The sequence below is a fragment of the Salmonella sp. SAL04202 genome, from assembly GCF_046550775.1.
GTDB classification, from domain to species: domain Bacteria; phylum Pseudomonadota; class Gammaproteobacteria; order Enterobacterales; family Enterobacteriaceae; genus Salmonella; species Salmonella enterica.
This window is the reverse complement of record NZ_JBGDXK010000004.1, coordinates 393,595-410,689: the sequence shown is the minus strand read 5'-3', so window position 1 is coordinate 410,689 and position 17,095 is coordinate 393,595. Positions and strand designations below refer to the sequence as shown.

Below are 17,095 nucleotides of genomic sequence, written 5' to 3'. Positions count from 1 at the left end.
CAGAAGTGAAACGCCGTAGCGCCGATGGTAGTGTGGGGTCTCCCCATGCGAGAGTAGGGAACTGCCAGGCATCAAATAAAACGAAGGGCCCTGTCGGAAGACAGGGCCTTTTGTTTTTGTCTGTTTCTGCCGGATGGCGGCTCCACCTTATCCGGCCTACAGGAATTATCCCGCCTACGAAGCTGGTGCTCTTGTAGAACCGATAAGAGCACAACCCACCCAATCGTTAACGATGAACTATCCTTTACACGTGCTTATATAAGCAGTGAGGATTTTCATTGGCTATCAAACCTTTTAACTACCAGCAGGACTTTTCCAGCATCGACTTCCGCCAGCAGCCTGAATTGTATCAGGTTGGACGAGGCGAGCAGGGGGTGCTACTGGTTGAACCCTACAAAAGCGAAATTCTTCCTTTCTGGCGCTATAAAGATGAAGCATCGGCGATGAAATCCGCAGAACAGATCTACCAGTTGTTCGAAGCTTACCGGCAGCAGGATGATTTCGTTGGTATGGACATGGCGCGTAAATTTATTCAGATGGGATACACCCGCGCCAGGCGATACGCTAACTATAAAGGCGGTAAAAAGTATGCAGAAGACGGCAGCCTGAATACACGGGGTAATGATCCTATTAAGGCCGCGGCGGCAACGGTTTTCAAAGGTTGGTGGGATAAAATTCGTCAGGACGAAGACTATCTGAAACGGAAACGCCAGCATCAGGCACGGTGGGGATAAAAATTAGCAAACAAATAATTAACACTTTATTTACTTTTTGGTCTCGCGTAATCTGAATCTCCAAAATAAAAGGCCGATTAAGCCTGGCAACAAGGAGAACAGTATGGCAGAAATTATTCAGCGTATAGATAAAAACAACGCTGAGGCTCCGGAGATGCGGCGACGCATATGGGCTATCGTGGGGGCCTCTTCCGGAAACTTAGTGGAATGGTTTGATTTCTACGTCTACTCTTTCTGCTCGCTCTATTTTGCACATATCTTCTTTCCTTCTGGTAATACCACTACTCAGCTTTTGCAAACGGCAGGCGTCTTTGCCGCCGGTTTTTTAATGCGGCCTATCGGTGGTTGGCTGTTTGGACGCATTGCAGATCGACGCGGGCGCAAAGCCTCAATGTTGATTTCGGTGTGCATGATGTGCATGGGGTCGCTGGTGATTGCCTGCTTACCTGGTTACGATACCATCGGCACCTGGGCACCGGCGCTGCTACTTATTGCAAGGTTATTTCAGGGGCTCTCGGTAGGGGGAGAGTATGGGACCAGCGCGACATATATGAGTGAAGTTGCGCTTGAAGGTCGTAAGGGATTTTTCGCGTCGTTTCAGTACGTTACGCTTATCGGTGGCCAACTACTGGCATTGCTGGTCGTTGTGATTTTGCAGCAGGTTCTGGAGGATGCTGAGCTTCGTGCCTGGGGATGGCGTATTCCCTTTGCGCTGGGCGCCGTGCTGGCGGTTGTGGCGTTATGGCTACGTCGCCAGCTGGATGAAACCTCGAAGCATGAGACTCGCGCATTAAAAGAAGCCGGTTCGTTGAAAGGTTTGTGGCGTAATCGCAAAGCCTTTTTGATGGTGCTTGGTTTCACCGCGGCAGGCTCGCTGTGCTTTTATACCTTCACCACCTATATGCAGAAATATCTGGTAAATACAGCAGGTATGCATGCCAATGTCGCCAGCGGCATTATGACGGTCGCGCTGTGTGTTTTCATGTTGGTACAGCCGTTATTCGGCGCGTTATCCGATAAGATTGGCAGGCGCACTTCTATGCTATGTTTTGGCGCACTCGCGACGCTTTTCACCGTTCCAATTCTCTCCGCGTTGCAGAATGTGACGTCGCCTTATGCCGCATTTGCTTTAGTGATGTGCGCGCTATTGATTGTGAGTTTCTATACCTCGATTAGCGGGATCCTGAAAGCGGAGATGTTTCCGGCGCAGGTTCGCGCCCTGGGCGTCGGTTTATCCTATGCGGTAGCAAACGCGTTATTTGGCGGCTCTGCGGAATATGTCGCGCTGTCGCTAAAATCTGTTGGTATGGAGAGTTCGTTCTTCTGGTATGTTACCGCGATGGCCGTTCTGGCTTTCCTGGTTTCGTTGATGTTGCACCGTAAAGGAAAGGGCTTGCGCCTTTAGTATCGCGCCATTTGCCAGATAGCGTAACCGGTTGTCGCGCCAGCGACATCCCAGACAAAATCTTTCCAGCTCCAGCCGCTGCCTTCCGGGCGGCTGTCCCAGAGTTCTTTTGAGGCTCCGAGACTCAAAGAAAACATCAGCCCTATCGCTGCGCTGCGGTCAGGGCTTACTCCCTGGTGACGCGCATACTCATTACCGGCTGCCGATAGCATCGCTGATGCCATAAAATGTTGGGCTTTATCCTGGCCGCTCCAGCGGTCGTTAGCCAGATGGCTGCACCCGGAGAGAAACAACACCGTAAAAGGAATCAACACGCGCACCAGTTCACTCCTAAGAGAAAACCCCGTACAGGACGGGGCTTCGATTACAGGATACGGCTAATTAATCTGTCGATGCGGATCCGGCGCAGACGGCGAATCAATTTACGCACTTTTATCGGATAGTCGGCAATGCTCTGCAGGTCACGATAATGTTTTACGATGGTTGTGTGCGTTCGGATAAGTTCCAGCTCTTTTTCCCGCTGAGGGGCAAGCTCCTGCTTAGGATCGTGGATCAGAATGGCGTTTTCCAGATCCAGACGCCAGGCGCGGGGATTCAGATTGTTGCCGGTGAGTAGCATCCATTTATCATCTACCCACATCCCTTTCAGATGATAGGTATTGTCGTCATCTTTCCACAGACGCACCACAAGCTGATCGGTATTGACGTAATACTGTAAACGGCTCAGGAAGCGGCGCAGGTTAATCTCATAGAGATAGGGCAGCGCGCCAATGATCTTGAACGGTTCATCTTCCGGAATGTAAAAATCATTCGCGGTTTTATCGCCAACAATGATTTCGACTTTCTTTCCGTCGCGCAGTAGCTGAATAATATTCCGCACCAGCACCGCTGGTAGATTGAAATAAGGGGTACAAATGGTGAGCTTATGCTCCGCACAGGGCATGAGATGGAAAATGGTTTTGTTCAGCAGACTGGATTTTCCAAGCCCGACCAGCGGCGTAACGGAGAGCTGCTCGTCATTAGCGTCACCCTGAAAATGATATGACGCATCACGCAGCTCCTGACGGTATAAGCGGATATCGTTTTTAATCTCCGGGCTTTTCGGCCGCTGGGTATTATCCAGACGATTCACACCACGGCCATTCATCAGATTTTGCGTCACCCAGTCAAACATGATGTCTGCCATTTGCCGATTGCGAATCAGCTGGTAGCGATCGTAACGATATTTGTCATGCTGATGGAGATAGACATCGTTCAGGCTGGCGCCGCTGTACAGGACGCTATCATCAATGATAAAGCCTTTAAAATGCAGTACGCCAAGCGCTTCTCGCGTATTAATCGGTACGCCGTAAACCGGGACATCAATGCCGGGGTTTTCCTGCGCCAGTCGGCAATACCAGTCTGCATTGGTATTCGAGGCCGCTGCGCCAATGCGCCCGCGTTGCGCGCGATGCCAGTCGACCAGCACCCTCACGTCCAGTTCAGGACGCTGCCGTTTAGCCGCATAGAGCGCGTCGAGTATACCTTTACCCCCATCGTCCTGTTCCAGATACAGGGCAACGATACAAATACGCTGCGTCGCGCTGGCGATTTTCTCCAGCAGTGTCTCCCGAAAAGTAGCAGGAGTATAAAAGAAATCTACATCATCAACTGACTGAGAAATCTTAGGGAGTTGGGCAAGGTGTTGTTGATGTTTATTACGCTTAAATTTTGACAACATCACAGTGCATTTCTTCTCTGTTCATTGAAGGGTCCTCTGTGCTATGCAGACGACATAAGCGAGCAATAATAACATCAGTACCCGTTAAAGTGGTCAACATTTCCAGTACATTACTCACGATTCATCACATTTGGCCAGATTCAGCGTCAATCCCACGATGCCCTCGTCGAGCTGAATATCGACCTGAAATCCCAGTTTTCTGGCCAGCGCGACCATGCCGCGATTGTTTGGCATCGTAATACCGTTTAGCCGCTTCAATCCGTGATCGCGAGTATAGGCAATCAATTTCTCCATTAAACGGCGTCCTAAACCCAACCCTTTAAGATCTGAACGCACCAATACGGCAAATTCGGCATCTACGTTGTCAGGATCGGAGATCGCGCGCGTTACGCCGAGGATCTCTTCAGCGTTGTCCATCCGCCTCACGGCCACAAAGGCCATTTCTCGATCGTAGTCGATCTGCGTCATGTTGGCTAAATCTTCATGGGTGAATTCGTTGATCTCGCTGAAATAACGGTAGTAAAGATCCTCTTTGGTGACCTGGGCGATGAATTGTCGCAGCTGGGGCTCATCTTCCGGCAGGATAGGACGGAACAGGCAGCGATCGCCATTTTTCATCTCCACCCACTCTTCAAGCTGGTGGGGATAGGGGCGTACCGCAAGTCGACTTTCGTTATCGCCATCAAACGGGGCAATATCCAGCGTCACATCCAGCGCGGTAAACTCACTGGCGGAAGCCAGCAGCGGATGGATATCCAGACGCTGAATTTCCGGGCAGTCGACAATCAGGTTTGAAACCTGGACCAGCAATTGGCTTAAACCGACAATATCCAGCGGACGCAGCGCGCTACGGGCGCGAATTTTCCGCTGTTTAATGCCCTGAATCACCAGATAGCGCGCCAGGTTCATGTTGAGCGGCGGCAGCGCGACGACAGCCTGCTCTTCCGGACGCCACTCTACGCCGCCTTCACCCAACATAATCAAAGGACCAAACACCGGATCGTGCTCGACCACCACACGAAGCTCCTGCGCGCCGGCGCGGTTAGCCATGCTTTGTACCAGCAAACCGTGAATCCGCGCTTGCGGCCAGGCCATCTTTACACGATCAAAAATGGCGTTCGCGGCCTGTTGTACCTCGCTTGCGGTCCGCAGGTAAAGCATGACCCCCTGAACTTCAGATTTATGCGGAATGTCGGGCGAGCGCAGCTTGAGAGCTACCGGATAGCCTATCTGTTCGGCGATATGCACCGCTTCAGCGCTGTCGCTGGCAATCCAGGTTGGGAGCGTGTGCAGCCCATAGGCGTGTAAAATCGGCTGTACTTCATGGGTATCCAGTGAGGCGGCGCCTTCCGCAATCGCCCGCTGTAACAGATTATGCGCCTCAGCGGTATTGGACGTCAGGTTACTCGGCAACGCTGGCGTTTCCCGCAGTTGCTTCTGGTTACGCCGGTATTCCACCATATGCATAAACGCGGTAATCGTGCCTTCCGGCGTGCGGTAGGTTGGTAATCCGGCTTCGCTGAACAGCCGTCTTGCCTCCTGAGACGAGAACTCGCCGCACCAGTTTGTCAGCAGCGTAACAAACTTGCCTCTGGGGTGGCGCTTAATCGTCTCGATCAGAGCATGGGCGCTTTCCGTACCCGGCGCGGCAGCGCTGGGAGAGTGGATAACCATAAGCGCGTCAAAATCCTGACTGGCGAGCAGGATATCCAGCGTTTTGACGTAATGTTCGCTGCTGGCGTCATCACACAGATCCAGCGGATTGGCAATATCTATGTGCGCGGGAAGCGCCTGCCGTAGTTGCAGGCAGGTCTCTTCGCTCAACGTCGCCAGCTTGCCGTTACGCGACCACAACTCATCTAACGCCAGCGCGGCAGGCGCGGCGCCATTGCTGATGATCATCAGTCTGTCGCCGCGTAGCGGACGCATATGGCTCAGTGTTTCGACGGCGGAAAAAAGCTCGTGCGTATCCTGGACTCGCAGCAGGCCTGCGCGCTGGATGGCCGCATCCCACGCAGGGTCCATTCCCGCGCTGGTATTAAGTAAACGCTGGGCTGCCGGGCTTCGGCCGCTTTTAATCACCAGAATCGGTTTGTTACGTGAAGCGCTACGGGCGGCGGAAACAAAACGGCGGGCGTCGCTTAACTGTTCCAGATAGAGCAAAATCGCGCTGGTCTTGCTGTCGCGCGCCAGATAGTCCAGTAGTTCATCGACATCAATATCCAGGCTATCGCCCAGCGCGATAAAGTAGGAAAAGCCCATTTCACGCTGTTGCGCCCAGTCAAGAATAGTATTGGACACGGCGGCAGACTGGGAAATAAAAGCGAGCTTGCCCTGTTTAATCGGGACGGGAGAAAAGCTGGCATTCAGCCCTTGCCACGGCGCGAGGAGCCCAAGACTGTTTGGACCCAGCAGACGCATTTTATAATGCCGGGCACAGGCAAGAAGTTCTTCATGTTGCGACGTGGGAGCAGAAAGGATAATGCACGTTTTACACCCTTTCGCGCCAAGCGCGTCCAGTAATGCCAGGTTACGGCTGGCGTTAGTGCATAAAATAGCCAGATCGGGGGTGAAAGGGAGACTGGCGATATCCGGCCAGGCCATGACGCCTAAAACAGCTTTCCAGGCGGGCGTCACGGGAAGGACGGGGCCATTGAATCCGCCCGCCAACAAGTTACGCATCATCAGGTAACCCGCGCGGTGGGGCTTCATTGATGCGCCAATCACCGCGATCGATTTTGGTCGCAGTAGCGCTTCCAGTCCTTGCTGGCTCATACCGGTTTCCCTTACACAGAAGTGACCGGATAATTTTAAACGCTTTCGCTATTTTATGCTGTGACGTTTCCCGGATGTTGCGTTTTTCCTGCCAGATAGCGCGTTTTAAAACGGGTAAAATGTTCACCTAAACTGGTTGCCGCCTCGGTATCTCCCGCCAGATCTAACAACGCTATGGCGACTTCGGCGGTACAATATTGCCCTTCGGCATGGATTTCACGCAGACGATAAGCTGAAAGACGCGATAAATCGACGGAAATGACCGGCAGATGATCCAGATAAGGGCTTTTACGAAACATTTTACGTGCTTCGGGCCAGGTGCCGTCCAGCATAATAAACAGCGGCGGTTTCCCGGCGGGCGGGGTGGAAATGACCTCGCGCGCTTCGCCGGCGTAGGACGCAGGAAAGACCACTATCGGTTGATAATCCGGATGCTGTACCAGCTCCAGCAACGCCTGTGGCGGCTCGGTACGCGACCACTGAAACGCCGCGGTATCCGGCAAAATATCGGCTATCAGCCGGCCGGTATTGCTGGGTTTCATCGGTTCAGTGTCAAACATGACCAGACAAAAACGGCTTTTCGCCTGAGAAGGCGTTAACGTATCACACAGGCAAGATTTTAGCGGCAGCAGGCAGCGTTGACAGCGGCGAACCCGATTGCCTCTGGCAAGAAAAGGGCGTGTAGCGCGCGCAAGCCGTTCGGCGCGTAACTGAAGGACAGCGTTATTGGTCATAGAAAGCGTTTGCGGAGAAAAACGCTATTGTGGCAGAGGTGAAAACGGGGCACAAGATGCGCCCCGTGGCGTTTACAGCGCTTCGTTCAGCCAGCTGTCGAAAGGCGCTTTAGGCACTGCGCCATTAAGCATATCGACCACTTGTCCATGTTTAAAAATCATAATCGTCGGGATGCTGCGAATACCGAAACGGGCGCTGAGTTCCCGTTCCGCCTCGGTATTCACTTTGACGAAACGGACTTTACCGCTGCGCTCTTCTGCGACATCCTCGAAGATTGGCGCAAAGTTACGGCAAGGGCCGCACCAGGGGGCCCAAAAGTCGATCACCACTGGAAGATCGTCCTTCAACAGTTTGTCCAGCGTTTCGCCGGTCGCATTAATGACTTCTCCGTCAAACAACTCATGACCGCAGCGTCCACATTTTGCCGCATCCTGAAGCCGATCGTCGGGGATGCGGTTAATGGCCTGACAATGGGTACAAACGGTGTTCATAGCTAACCTCTGAATACGTCGGAAGACGTCCCGCTACGCGCGGGATGTTTCTATAATGTTACATATTATCGAGGAGTCTGTGCTAAACAACAATGTGTTTTATTCAATGAGTACAATAGTCGCAAGCTTTTAAACGAAATCATGGCTAACCGGATGCACATCGGGTAATCTTCGCGCTTCGCGCAGCGCTGGTGGAGAAAAGCATGAACGATGAATTAAAAAACAAAAGCGGCAAAGTCAAAGTGATGTATGTCCGTAGTGATGATGACTCTGATAAACGCACCCATAACCCGCGTACCGGGAAAGGGGGAGGCCGCCCAGCAAAGTCTCGCACTGACGGTGGACGTCGCCCCGCCCGTGATGAGCGAAATAATCAGAGCCGTGACCGTAAACATGAAACTTCGCCGTGGCGCACCGTGTCCCGCGCGCCAGGCGATGAAACGCCTGAAAAAGTCGATCATGGTGGTATTAGCGGTAAAAGTTTTATTGACCCTGAAGTTTTGCGTCGCCAGCGTGCGGAAGAGACACGCGTCTACGGCGAAAATGCCTGCCAGGCGCTATTCCAGAGCCGCCCGGATGCTATCGTTCGCGCCTGGTTTATCCAAAGCGTGACCCCGCGCTTTAAAGAAGCCTTGCGCTGGATGGCGGCGAATCGTAAAGCCTACCATGTGGTGGATGAAGCCGAACTGGCAAAAGCTTCCGGCACCGAGCACCACGGCGGCGTTTGCTTCCTGATTAAAAAGCGTAACGGTACGACCGTTAAGCAATGGGTAAAGCAGGCGGCGGATCAAGACTGCGTGCTGGCGTTGGAAGATGTCGCTAACCCGCATAATCTGGGCGGCATGATGCGTAGCTGCGCGCACTTCGGCGTGAAGGGCGTGGTGGTACAGGATGCGGCGTTGCTGGAGTCCGGCGCGGCGATTCGTACTGCGGAAGGCGGGGCGGAGCATGTCCAGCCGATTACTGGTGAAAGCATTGTTGACGTACTGGATGATTTTCGTCAGGCGGGGTACACCGTGGTGACGACGTCCAGCGATCGCGGTCAGGCGCTCTTTAGTACGACCCTGCCGGAAAAGATGGTGCTGGTCTTAGGCCGTGAATATGACTACCTGCCGGAAGCGGCGCGCGAACCCGACGATCTGTGCGTGAAAATTAACGGCACCGGGAACGTGGAAAGCCTGAATGTGTCGGTTGCGACAGGCGTGCTGCTCGCCGAGTGGTGGCGACAGAATAAAGCGTAAGGGCTGCAGCCCGGTGACGCAACGCGCGCCGGGCCAATGATGTACTTCCTGCCGCCCGGTCAGACAAGGCGCTTTCGCGCCGTTATCCGGGCGATAAAACGGCGAGTCGCCAACGTTATTCACTCTCAGCCGGTAATACTGGCGTCCAGTCGATAGTTTTCTCGCCGTGTTGTTCCAGCCATTGGTTCGTTAGCGCAAAATGGTTACAGCCAAAAAATCCACGGTGCGCAGAGAGTGGCGAGGGATGCGGGGCTTTCAGAATATGGTGGCGCTGTGGATCAATAATCGCGCCTTTCTTCTGGGCGTGCGAGCCCCACAGCAGGAAGACGACCCCTTCGCGGTGTTGGTTAATCAGGCTTATCACTTTATCCGTAAAGGTTTCCCACCCCAGGCTGGCATGAGAGTGCGCCTGGCCTGCCCGTACCGTGAGCACCGTATTCAGTAACAGTACGCCCTGGCGTGCCCAGCTTTCCAGATAACCGTGCGCGGGGCGAACAAAGCCGGGAATGGAGGCTTCCAGCTCTTTGTACATATTCACTAATGACGGCGGGGGAGCGATCCCAGGACGCACGGAAAACGCCAGACCATGTGCCTGGCCGGGGCCGTGGTAAGGATCTTGTCCCAGGATCACCACCTTAACGTCGCCCAGTTCCGTGAAGCGAAAGGCATTAAACACATCTTTTTGCGGCGGGTAGACCGTGATACCCGACTGACGCTCGCCAGCAACAGTGTGAAGCGTATTGATAAAGTAAGGTTGCTGTTTCTCATCAGCCAGCACATCGTGCCAGGTTAACTCAGTCGCCATCTCGCTCTCCTGCGAATTTCCAGTTCCCTTAGCTTAACTGCTTCTTTCTGCAGTGCAAAATCCTGCGTGCTACAAAAACGGTTACCTACAAAAGATAGTTGAAAATTTATGTAAAAAGTTTATAGGTCTGAATGGTGTAAGTTGATGTAAAACAATAAATTCCCTTCATCACCCTTTTTATGGTGTGGTTTTTATTGATTTAAATCAAAGAATGAAGGGTGATCGAAGGGTATATATACACTCAAGCAACAATGGTTTTACCAATTGGCCGGGATTAGGCCGACCGAAATCAAATAATTTTGCCTGGGGAGGCATCACATGATTACAGGTATCCAGATTACTAAAGCCGCTAACGACGACCTGCTGAATTCCTTCTGGCTGCTGGACAGCGAAAAAGGCGAAGCGCGCTGCATCGTTGCAAAATCCGGCTTTGCTGAAGATGAAGTTGTGGCTGTCAGCAAACTGGGCGAGATTGAATACCGTGAAATTCCGATGGAAGTTAAACCGGAAGTACGCGTTGAAGGCGGTCAGCATCTGAACGTTAACGTTCTGCGTCGTGAAACTCTGGAAGATGCGGTTAAGCATCCGGAAAAATACCCGCAGCTGACTATTCGTGTTTCTGGTTATGCGGTGCGTTTTAACTCCCTGACGCCGGAACAGCAGCGCGACGTTATCGCTCGTACCTTTACCGAAAGCCTGTAAGGCTTATCCGGTAATAACAAGCGGAAGAGGCCGGGCCTTTTCCGCTTTTGTTTTATTTGTGTCAGTAAAAAATCCGCACCGCGCAGTACACCAGCAGTAACGCCAGAATGATATTTAACTGGCGACCATAATGGCGAAACGCCCGCTGAAACAGATGTCCCGCCAGCGCCCAGCACACATTACCGAACGTGCCGATCAATGCCAGCAATATACTGACGCCGATGACCCAGTTCAGCGCCTGCGTTTGCGGTAAAACAAATGTAGACAGAGCGGTAATGCCGTACAGAATAATTTTGACGTTCACAAACTGCAGGCCAAAGCTTACCCAAAAGCCAACCGGTTTTGGTCTGACATTCTCATCCGCCGCTGGACTGGTGGCAATTTTCCACGCCAGCCACAGGATATACGCAGCCCCCACCCAACTGAGTAAATGAATGATTGCCGGATCGATAACCGCAAGGGAAAACGCGATCCCGGCGTACAGCAGCATAACGACCAAAAATCCCAGACTCATACCTGCCAGTACACGAATACTCTGCCGAAAACCATGTGCAGTTGCTGCGCTAAGCGCGAGAATATTGTTAGGGCCGGGGGTAAGGGCGGTGATTAATGTATAAGTCCAGAAAGCGCTTAAAAGCATCGGTGTCACTTGTCATCTCCTCTGTTTTAGCAGACAGTACCCGATATGAAATATTTAAAAAAATGAATGTTTTTTAATTCTGAATTCGAGATTTTCGATAGGTTGGTGGTTATGGATCTGCGTCGGTTTATTACGCTGAAAACGGTAGTGGAAGAGGGCTCGTTTCTGCGGGCTTCGCAAAAGCTGTGCTGCACTCAGTCGACGGTAACTTTTCATATTCAACAGCTTGAACGTGAGTTTTCCCTGCAACTGTTCGAGAAAATAGGGCGCCGAATGTGCCTGACCACTGAGGGGAAAAAGCTGATGCCGCATATCCATGAATTGACGCGTGTGATGGAGTCGATTCGTGAAGCCGCAAGGCAGGATGCGGAACCCGGCGGAGAGCTGCGCGTGGCGACAGGTGAAACCTTACTGGCGTACAAAATGCCGCAGGTTTTACAACGTTTTAAGCTGCGAGCGCCGAATGTCAGATTGTCGCTACAGTCGCTGAATTGCTATGTGATACGTGATGCGTTGCTGAATGATGAGGTCGATCTGGGTGTTTTTTATCGCGTAGGTAATGATGACGCGCTCACGATGCAGCAACTGGGGGAGCAGTCGCTGGCGCTGGTGGCCTCTCCACTGCTACAGGATGCTGATTTTACGCAGCCAGATCAGCATATCCCCTGCAGCTTCATCATCAATGAACCGCAATGTGTCTTCCGCCAGCTGTTTGAAAGTAAGCTACGGCAGAGGCGGATTACGCTGGAAAACACCATTGAACTGTGGAGTATTGAAAGCATTAAACAGTGTGTGGCTGCTAACCTGGGCATCAGCTTTTTACCACGTTTTACCGTTGAACGAGAACTTAGTACCGGTCAGTTGAAAGAGCTGCCGTTTGGCGCGCCGTCGCTATCGATCATGGCGCTGTGCGCCCATCATGCCGGGAAAGCGGTCAGCCCGGCAATGCAGATATTTATGCAGTGTATGGAGGCGTGTTTTACCGTGGAAGATAAAAAAATGCCGGGTTAACGAACCCGGCATTATCATCACTCTTCGCTGGATTGCTCCTGCATTTTCGTACCGCTTGGCTTGCGGCGCTTACCGATATTTTTTGTATCGCGGTGACGTTTCTTCACGCGCGGCTTCTCTTTTTCTTTCTCTTTTTTCTTCTCGGCGCGTTTCGCCAGCACTTTTTTCGACGGTTTGCCGGTCAGCTTTTCGCTGGGCGCACGCGTGGTCGGGCGAAGCTCATCAATGACGCGCGCTTTTAGCGGCTCTTCGATGTAGCGACCGATTTTCAGCAGCAACAGATGGTCGTGGGCTTCAACCAGCGAGATTGCAGTGCCTTTGCGACCAGCACGGCCTGTACGACCAATGCGATGCAGATAGGTATCGCCACTGCGCGGCATGTCGAAGTTAATGACGTGGCTGACGTCAGGAATATCAATCCCGCGTGCCGCGACGTCGGTCGCGACCAGCACGTTAACGCGACCGTCGGTGAGACGCTTAATACCTTCGTTACGTTTGATCTGCGCCATCTCACCTTCAAGATAGCAATTGTTGATCCCTGCCAGACGCAGCGTTTCAGCCAGTTCATGGACGCGTTCACGTTTACGTACAAACACGATAGAACGGGTTGCATCGTCTTGTTTTAGCAGGTGCTTCAACAGCGCAACTTTATGTTCGAAATTGTCTGCACGGTAGTACCACTGGTGAATTTTCTTACGCTCGCGGGTTGACGGATTGGCGGAAACCTCAACCGGGTCTTCCAGCAGACGCTCGGCAAAATCTTTAATCGCATCGCCTTCCAGCGTGGCGGAGAACAGCATCGTCTGTTTACGCCAGCGGGTCTCACCAGCGATATGTTCAATGTCCTGAGCGAAGCCCATGTCGAGCATCCGGTCAGCTTCGTCAAGGATCAGTGTTTCAACCGCCCGGCAGTCAAAATTCTCTTCTTTTATATATTGCAGCAGACGGCCCGTCGTGGCGACCACGATATCCTGGTTTTCGCTAAACACTTCAGCATGGTTCATATAGGCCACGCCGCCGGTAATCGTGGCGATATCCAGATGAGTATGCTTAGCCAGTTCACGAGCGTGATCGGCAACCTGCATTGCCAGTTCGCGGGTTGGCGTCAGGATCAGAATACGCGGCGGCCCCGATTTTTTACGCGGAAAGTCGAGCAGGTGCTGCAACGCCGGCAGCAGATATGCCGCCGTTTTACCGGTGCCTGTCGGCGCAGAACCGAGTACATCACGGCCATCGAGCGCAGGCGGAATGGCGGCAGCCTGAATGGCGGTCGGGCGAGTGAAACCTTTATCCTGGAGGGCATCCAGCAGGCTTTCGTCGAGTTCAAGTTCGGAAAAAGTCGTTACAGTCATGTTCTACCTCTGTGTGGGGCGCTGATTATAGACGTTACGGCCGCAATCTTCATCTGTTTGTATGGATATCCCTTCTCAGGTATTGTTTTCACTCGGCGCTGTCGCCGTTTTTTGCAAGGTTGTTTTTACATGTCTCAGTCTGGCTCCGTTCTTCGTCGCAACGGATTTACGTTTAAACAGTTTTTTGTCGCACACGATCGGTGTGCGATGAAAGTGGGAACTGACGGTATTTTACTCGGGGCGTGGGCGCCGGTCGCGGATGTAAAGCGAATTCTGGATATCGGTACTGGAAGCGGTCTGCTGGCGTTAATGCTGGCGCAGCGGACGGATGACAATGTGCCTATTGACGCCGTGGAACTGGATGCCGGGGCTGCCATGCAAGCGCAGGAAAACGTGGCTCACTCTCCCTGGCCGCATCGAATAACGGTGCATACTGACGATATTCAGCGTTGGGCGCCTCGCCAGACGGTACGCTTTGATCTTATTATCAGCAACCCGCCTTATTACGAACCCGGTGTGGAATGCGCCACGCCGCAGCGGGAGCAGGCGCGTTACACCGCTACGCTGGATCACCAGACGTTATTGGCTATTGCGGCGGATTGTATTACCGAAGATGGCTTTTTTTGCGTAGTCTTGCCGGAACAAATAGGTAACGCTTTTACGCAGCAAGCGCTCAACATGGGATGGCATTTGCGGCTACGTACTGACGTTGCGGAAAACGAAGCGCGCTTGCCGCACCGGGTTTTGCTCGCATTCTCCCCGCAAGCCGGGGAGTGCTTTAGCGACAGATTAGTGATTCGCGGGTCAGACCAGCATTATTCTGAAAGTTATACGGCGCTGACCCAGGCATTTTATCTGTTTATGTGAGGCGTTAACGGCGAAAGGATCGATGGGCCTGATTCAGCCAGTTGTTGCGGATAATCCAGCGTAAAGTGCAGCCCCCGGCTCTCTTTACGCATCATCGCGCAACGCACAATCAGTTCGGCCACTTGCACCAGATTGCGCAGCTCCAGTAAATTATTCGAGACGCGAAAGTTGGCGTAATACTCGTCAATCTCTTGTTGCAACATAGTAATACGCCGTAGGGCGCGCTCCAGCCGTTTCGTCGTGCGCACAATCCCCACATAGTCCCACATCAGCAGGCGCAGTTCATGCCAGTTATGCTGAATCACCACCCGCTCATCGGCGTTCTCCACGCGGCTTTCATCCCAGGCGGGAAGGACGTCAACGCTGTGGACAGAAGGCATTCGCCTGTCGATATCCATTGCTGCGGACCAGCCGTACACTAAGCATTCCAGCAACGAGTTGGACGCCATACGGTTAGCGCCGTGCAGGCCGGTGTAACTGACTTCGCCAATGGCATATAAGCCGTCTACATCGGTACGACCATAATCATCGACGACCACGCCGCCGCAGGTATAGTGTGCGGCAGGAACAACGGGAATCGGTTCTTTGGTTAAATCCATACCCAAATCGAGCAGTTTCGCATAGATCATCGGGAAGTGCTGGCGGACAAAATCGTCAGGCTTGTGGCTGATATCGAGAAACATACAGTCTGCGCCGAGTCGTTTCATCTCATGGTCAATAGCGCGGGCGACAATATCGCGCGGCGCCAGTTCCCCGCGTTCGTCAACGTCCGGCATAAACCGTGAACCGTCCGGACGTTTAAGGTATGCGCCTTCGCCACGCAGCGCTTCGGTAAGGAGAAAATTACGCGCCTGCGGGTGATAAAGGGCGGTGGGATGAAACTGGTTAAATTCCAGATTAGCGACCCGACAGCCTGCGCGCCAGGCCATCGCGATACCGTCGCCGGAGGAAATATCCGGGTTAGTGGTATATTGATACACCTTTGAGGCGCCGCCGGTCGCCAGCACCACCGACTTCGCATGACAGGTTTCAACCCACTCTTTATTGCGATTCCAGATCCAGGCGCCGACGACCCGGCGAGGCCCCGGCAGACCCATTTTATCGGAGATAATTAAATCAACGGCGTTGCTGCGTTCCAGCACCTGAATATTAGGATGATTTTGCGCCCGACTGACCAACGTGGTTTCGACTTCCTTTCCGGTAGCGTCGGCGGCATGAAGGATACGGCGATGACTATGGCCGCCTTCACGCGTGAGATGATAGCTCTCCTTGCCGTTTGGCTGGACATGCGTATCAAACAGGACGCCCTGATCGATAAGCCACTGCACGCAGGTACGGGCGTTGCTGGCGACAAACTCCACCGCGTGGCGATCGCAAATTCCGGCACCGGCAATCAGCGTATCTTCGACATGCGACGCAATACTGTCGGTTTCATCAAACACGGCGGCAATACCGCCCTGCGCATAAAACGTGGAGCCCTCGCTCACCGGCCCTTTACTCAGGACGATAACCTTATGCTTTTCAGCCAGACGCAGCGCCAGCGAGAGTCCGGCCGCGCCGCTGCCGATAATTAACACATCACAGGACAGTTCAGGAGTTGTCATCATGGTTTTTTGTTTAATTTACTAAACACGGTTGCGGCAGATTAGCACTATATGGCGCTAAAAAGCACGTGATGATTTCGCTGGTGTTGTGCTTATTAAACATAAAATAAAAATACGGCGAGAGATAAACGGCAAAAAATATTTTATAGGGCAGGGTGTTAGCGTCGGATTTTGTAGTGAAATAAAGATGCTGTTAGGTTACTCTGCAAACGACGAAATGGGCATTTCTGTACAGATAGTGCGTTGTTCAGCATCTGTAGACTTATAATGGAAGATAAGACCTGTCTACAACATGACAAACAAAAACAAATGCGTAACGGAACTTTACGAAACATAGACACTCTAACCTGTTGCTTGCTCATAGTGCGGCTTATGGAGTGGCGTTTCGAAAGCGCGTGGAAATTTGGTTTGGGGAGACATTACCTCGGATGAGCGAGCAGTTAACGGACCAGGTCCTGGTTGAACGGGTCCAGAAGGGAGATCAGAAAGCCTTTAACTTACTGGTAGTGCGCTACCAGCATAAAGTGGCGAGTCTGGTTTCCCGCTATGTGCCATCGGGCGACGTTCCCGATGTCGTACAGGAATCATTTATTAAGGCCTATCGCGCGCTGGATTCTTTCCGGGGGGATAGCGCTTTTTATACCTGGTTGTATCGTATTGCGGTCAATACCGCGAAGAACTACCTGGTTGCGCAGGGGCGTCGTCCGCCTTCCAGTGATGTAGACGCGATTGAAGCAGAAAACTTTGAAAGCGGCGGCGCGCTGAAAGAAATTTCGAACCCTGAGAACTTAATGTTGTCAGAAGAACTGAGACAGATAGTTTTCCGAACTATTGAGTCCCTCCCGGAAGATTTACGTATGGCAATCACCTTACGGGAGCTGGATGGCCTGAGCTATGAAGAGATAGCGGCTATCATGGATTGTCCGGTGGGGACGGTGCGTTCACGTATCTTCCGGGCGCGGGAAGCTATTGATAATAAAGTTCAACCGCTTATCAGGCGTTGACGATAGCGG

The 17,095-nt window shown here is 52.6% G+C and carries 17 protein-coding genes; 8 read left to right on the top strand and 9 right to left on the bottom strand.

The window, feature by feature from the left end; translation table 11 throughout:
* Nucleotides 1-278: 278 nt before the first annotated feature.
* Both ACLJQJ_RS18130 and ACLJQJ_RS18125 read left to right on the top strand, forming a co-directional pair.
* A complete protein-coding gene (locus ACLJQJ_RS18130; protein WP_000985653.1) occupies nt 279-734 on the top strand; it encodes a DUF4385 domain-containing protein in 456 nt (151 codons plus the stop codon).
* Nucleotides 735-837: 103 nt separating this feature from the next.
* The gene (locus ACLJQJ_RS18125; RefSeq protein ID WP_000807818.1) at nt 838-2,139 is read left to right on the top strand and encodes an MFS transporter; all 1,302 of its coding nucleotides are present in this window, start codon (nt 838-840) and stop codon (nt 2,137-2,139) included.
* Here the strand turns inward: ACLJQJ_RS18125 and ACLJQJ_RS18120 are convergent.
* From ACLJQJ_RS18120 to trxC, 5 genes are all read right to left on the bottom strand, one after another.
* Complete coding sequence (locus ACLJQJ_RS18120; protein WP_001264478.1) at nt 2,136-2,459, bottom strand: YfiM family lipoprotein; 324 nt, start codon at nt 2,457-2,459, stop codon at nt 2,136-2,138. The two genes, ACLJQJ_RS18125 and ACLJQJ_RS18120, sit on opposite strands and share 4 nt — an antisense overlap.
* A gap of 44 nt (nt 2,460-2,503) precedes the next feature.
* Nucleotides 2,504-3,859: a CDP-diacylglycerol--serine O-phosphatidyltransferase gene (pssA, locus tag ACLJQJ_RS18115; RefSeq protein WP_000949286.1), complete on the bottom strand. Its 1,356-nt coding sequence runs from the start codon at nt 3,857-3,859 to the stop codon at nt 2,504-2,506.
* A gap of 114 nt (nt 3,860-3,973) precedes the next feature.
* Nucleotides 3,974-6,634, bottom strand: a complete 2,661-nt coding sequence (gene pat, locus ACLJQJ_RS18110; protein ID WP_000082638.1) for a protein lysine acetyltransferase — start codon at nt 6,632-6,634, stop codon at nt 3,974-3,976.
* Nucleotides 6,635-6,687: 53 nt separating this feature from the next.
* Entirely contained in the window at nt 6,688-7,368 is a 681-nt protein-coding gene (gene tapT, locus ACLJQJ_RS18105; protein ID WP_000183642.1) for a tRNA-uridine aminocarboxypropyltransferase, read from the bottom strand.
* 72 nt (nt 7,369-7,440) lie between these two features.
* The gene (gene trxC / locus ACLJQJ_RS18100) at nt 7,441-7,860 is read right to left on the bottom strand and encodes a thioredoxin TrxC (protein ID WP_001098732.1); all 420 of its coding nucleotides are present in this window, start codon (nt 7,858-7,860) and stop codon (nt 7,441-7,443) included.
* Nucleotides 7,861-8,063: 203 nt separating this feature from the next.
* Here trxC and ACLJQJ_RS18095 point away from each other — a divergent pair, with 203 nt between their 5' ends.
* Entirely contained in the window at nt 8,064-9,101 is a 1,038-nt protein-coding gene (locus tag ACLJQJ_RS18095) for a tRNA/rRNA methyltransferase (protein ID WP_000997368.1), read from the top strand.
* Between the two features lie 115 nt (nt 9,102-9,216).
* Here ACLJQJ_RS18095 and ung read toward each other — a convergent pair whose 3' ends face one another.
* A complete protein-coding gene (gene ung / locus ACLJQJ_RS18090) occupies nt 9,217-9,906 on the bottom strand; it encodes a uracil-DNA glycosylase (protein ID WP_000179978.1) in 690 nt (229 codons plus the stop codon).
* A 318-nt stretch (nt 9,907-10,224) separates the two neighbouring features.
* On the opposite strand from ung, the gene grcA reads away from it, so the two are divergent.
* Nucleotides 10,225-10,608: an autonomous glycyl radical cofactor GrcA gene (gene grcA / locus ACLJQJ_RS18085; RefSeq protein WP_000627811.1), complete on the top strand. Its 384-nt coding sequence runs from the start codon at nt 10,225-10,227 to the stop codon at nt 10,606-10,608.
* Nucleotides 10,609-10,669: 61 nt separating this feature from the next.
* Here the strand turns inward: grcA and eamB are convergent, their stop codons facing one another.
* Nucleotides 10,670-11,257, bottom strand: a complete 588-nt coding sequence (gene eamB, locus ACLJQJ_RS18080; protein WP_063809646.1) for a cysteine/O-acetylserine transporter — start codon at nt 11,255-11,257, stop codon at nt 10,670-10,672.
* Nucleotides 11,258-11,359: 102 nt separating this feature from the next.
* Between eamB and ACLJQJ_RS18075 the strand changes: the two genes are divergently transcribed.
* Nucleotides 11,360-12,259, top strand: a complete 900-nt coding sequence (locus ACLJQJ_RS18075; RefSeq protein ID WP_077950950.1) for a LysR family transcriptional regulator — start codon at nt 11,360-11,362, stop codon at nt 12,257-12,259.
* A 17-nt stretch (nt 12,260-12,276) separates the two neighbouring features.
* Here ACLJQJ_RS18075 and srmB read toward each other — a convergent pair whose 3' ends face one another.
* Nucleotides 12,277-13,611, bottom strand: a complete 1,335-nt coding sequence (srmB, locus tag ACLJQJ_RS18070; protein WP_000219174.1) for an ATP-dependent RNA helicase SrmB — start codon at nt 13,609-13,611, stop codon at nt 12,277-12,279.
* Between the two features lie 129 nt (nt 13,612-13,740).
* Here srmB and trmN point away from each other — a divergent pair, with 129 nt between their 5' ends.
* A complete protein-coding gene (gene trmN / locus ACLJQJ_RS18065) occupies nt 13,741-14,478 on the top strand; it encodes a tRNA(1)(Val) (adenine(37)-N(6))-methyltransferase TrmN (protein WP_000083343.1) in 738 nt (245 codons plus the stop codon).
* Here the strand turns inward: trmN and nadB are convergent.
* Nucleotides 14,463-16,085, bottom strand: coding sequence for an L-aspartate oxidase (nadB, locus tag ACLJQJ_RS18060; RefSeq protein ID WP_000989187.1), 1,623 nt, complete (start codon nt 16,083-16,085; stop codon nt 14,463-14,465). The genes trmN and nadB overlap by 16 nt on opposite strands.
* A gap of 264 nt (nt 16,086-16,349) precedes the next feature.
* Here nadB and rseD point away from each other — a divergent pair, with 264 nt between their 5' ends.
* Both rseD and rpoE read left to right on the top strand, forming a co-directional pair.
* The gene (gene rseD, locus ACLJQJ_RS18055; RefSeq protein WP_014344135.1) at nt 16,350-16,514 is read left to right on the top strand and encodes a rpoE leader peptide RseD; all 165 of its coding nucleotides are present in this window, start codon (nt 16,350-16,352) and stop codon (nt 16,512-16,514) included.
* A complete protein-coding gene (rpoE, locus tag ACLJQJ_RS18050; RefSeq protein ID WP_000003307.1) occupies nt 16,511-17,086 on the top strand; it encodes an RNA polymerase sigma factor RpoE in 576 nt (191 codons plus the stop codon). Before rseD ends, rpoE begins: the two co-directional genes overlap by 4 nt.
* Nucleotides 17,087-17,095: the final 9 nt, after the last annotated feature.

Excerpts from the sequence above, each read along its gene's own strand:
- ACLJQJ_RS18125 (WP_000807818.1), top strand. The coding sequence starts at position 838 with ATGGCAGAAATTATTCAGCGTATAGATAAAAACAACGCTGAGGCTCCG.
- tapT (WP_000183642.1), bottom strand. The coding sequence starts at position 7,368 with ATGACCAATAACGCTGTCCTTCAGTTACGCGCCGAACGGCTTGCGCGC.
- pssA (WP_000949286.1), bottom strand. The coding sequence starts at position 3,859 with ATGTTGTCAAAATTTAAGCGTAATAAACATCAACAACACCTTGCCCAA.
- rpoE (WP_000003307.1), top strand. The coding sequence starts at position 16,511 with ATGAGCGAGCAGTTAACGGACCAGGTCCTGGTTGAACGGGTCCAGAAG.
- trmN (WP_000083343.1), top strand. The coding sequence starts at position 13,741 with ATGTCTCAGTCTGGCTCCGTTCTTCGTCGCAACGGATTTACGTTTAAA.
- ACLJQJ_RS18095 (WP_000997368.1), top strand. The coding sequence starts at position 8,064 with ATGAACGATGAATTAAAAAACAAAAGCGGCAAAGTCAAAGTGATGTAT.
- nadB (WP_000989187.1), bottom strand. The coding sequence starts at position 16,085 with ATGATGACAACTCCTGAACTGTCCTGTGATGTGTTAATTATCGGCAGC.
- trxC (WP_001098732.1), bottom strand. The coding sequence starts at position 7,860 with ATGAACACCGTTTGTACCCATTGTCAGGCCATTAACCGCATCCCCGAC.
- ACLJQJ_RS18075 (WP_077950950.1), top strand. The coding sequence starts at position 11,360 with ATGGATCTGCGTCGGTTTATTACGCTGAAAACGGTAGTGGAAGAGGGC.
- rseD (WP_014344135.1), top strand. The coding sequence starts at position 16,350 with ATGGAAGATAAGACCTGTCTACAACATGACAAACAAAAACAAATGCGT.
- pat (WP_000082638.1), bottom strand. The coding sequence starts at position 6,634 with ATGAGCCAGCAAGGACTGGAAGCGCTACTGCGACCAAAATCGATCGCG.
- grcA (WP_000627811.1), top strand. The coding sequence starts at position 10,225 with ATGATTACAGGTATCCAGATTACTAAAGCCGCTAACGACGACCTGCTG.
- srmB (WP_000219174.1), bottom strand. The coding sequence starts at position 13,611 with ATGACTGTAACGACTTTTTCCGAACTTGAACTCGACGAAAGCCTGCTG.
- ung (WP_000179978.1), bottom strand. The coding sequence starts at position 9,906 with ATGGCGACTGAGTTAACCTGGCACGATGTGCTGGCTGATGAGAAACAG.